This window comes from Staphylococcus sp. HMSC077D08, from assembly GCF_001837945.1.
Classification (GTDB): Bacteria; Bacillota; Bacilli; order Staphylococcales; family Staphylococcaceae; genus Staphylococcus; species Staphylococcus epidermidis.
Genome location: NZ_KV834817.1, coordinates 5,932 through 6,182, shown reverse-complemented (window position 1 = coordinate 6,182; position 251 = coordinate 5,932). Strand labels below are relative to the sequence as shown.

General features: G+C 30.3%; 1 pseudogene. It reads right to left on the bottom strand.

Annotated elements, in window-relative coordinates:
* Window positions 1-251 (bottom strand): annotated as a pseudogene (locus HMPREF2663_RS13230) (transposase); the annotation flags it as partial.

The window sequence follows — 251 nt, the reverse complement described above, 5'->3', positions numbered from 1 at the left end:
TTTTTAGTTTTATCTTTTATAAACATTCCATATGTTATGAGTGGCGTTCGATTAAAGTCATCTATAATTGCCTTATAATTTGATTCACTACCATAACCTGCATCAGCTACAATATATTCAGGTAAATGACCGTAGGTCTCTTGAATTGAATTTAAAAATGGAATCATCGTTCTAGTATCCGTTGGATTTTGATACACATTATAAGATAAAACAAATTGGGAATTTGTCGCTATTTGTAAATTATACCCTGG